The organism is Vibrio limimangrovi (assembly GCF_054064025.1).
Genome location: NZ_JBSUGF010000041.1, coordinates 1 through 1,092 on the forward strand (window position 1 = coordinate 1; position 1,092 = coordinate 1,092).

General features: G+C 41.1%; 1 protein-coding gene. It reads left to right on the forward strand.

Annotation, left to right across the window (positions count from 1 at the left end):
- Positions 1 to 52: 52 nt before the first annotated feature.
- Positions 53 to 1,076 (forward strand): IS630 family transposase gene (locus ACWYU8_RS21985; protein WP_457521847.1). Its coding sequence is split into 2 segments (ribosomal slippage): positions 53 to 499 and positions 501 to 1,076, totalling 1,023 coding nucleotides; the frame shifts between segments, so codons are not numbered across the junction.
- The last annotated feature ends 16 nt before the right edge of the window (positions 1,077 to 1,092 follow it).

Consider the following 1,092-nt stretch of genomic DNA (forward strand, 5'->3'; position numbering starts at 1 on the left):
ATACCAATTACATTAATTTTATGATCTAATAGTTCATAGAAAAGGAGCTTCTATGAACCATGATTTTCACCGCTTAATCAATTCTACTTCCAATGCTAGACTGCGCATTCGATACCTTGCTGTCTCTCACTTTTTTGAAGGGAAAAGCCGCACTGAAATCGCTCAGTTTCTTAAAGTGAGTAGAACAAGCGTAAACAAATGGGTTAAAGCCTATCTAGATTTTGGCTTAGAAGGTCTACAAGAAAAGGCTCATACTGGTCGTCCTCACCGTCTGACAGAGCAGCAATTAAACCAACTTAAAAAGTTCGTTACGGACTGTGCAATCAAAGAGCATGGCGGACGCCTTCAAGCTAAAGATATCGCAATCTACATTGAACAGAACTTTGGTATCCGATACAAACAATCCAACATCTACCGTATCCTCCACGATATTGGATTGAACTGGATTACTACGCGCTCAAAACACCCTAAGCAGTCACAACAAGCACAAGACGATTTTAAAAAAATTCCCAATCGAAACGATCCTTAGGATCCCAGGGCATGTTGCTCTAGATGATGTACTCGTGTGGTTTCAAGATGAAGCTAGGTTTGGTCAACGTAATACCACAACAAGGATTTGGGCCGAAAAAGGGACAAGACCTCGAGCGGTTCAGCAACAGCAATTTGACTATGCATATCTTTTTGGCGCAGTTTGTATCAATACAGGGGAAGCAGAAGCCATCGTTTCACCATTGAGTAATATGGACGTGATGCGAGAACATTTAAATCTTATCTCTGATGCTACACCCATGGGAAAACATTCTGTCATCATCATGGATCAAGCGAGCTGGCACCAAAGTTATCTAGGAAAAGAGTACTCAAACGTAACCATTCTTCATATCCCACCGTATTCACCAGAGCTCAATCCAATAGAGCAAGTCTGGAGTTGGTTGCGACAGAATGAACTAGCCAACCGATGCTTTGATAGCTACGAAGCCATTGTTGATAGTATTTGTACTGCTTGGAATCGATTTGTGGAGAATAAAAGCAGAGTTATCTCACTCTGCTTTAGGGACTGGACAAGATTGACCACTTAATTAATGTAATTGGTAT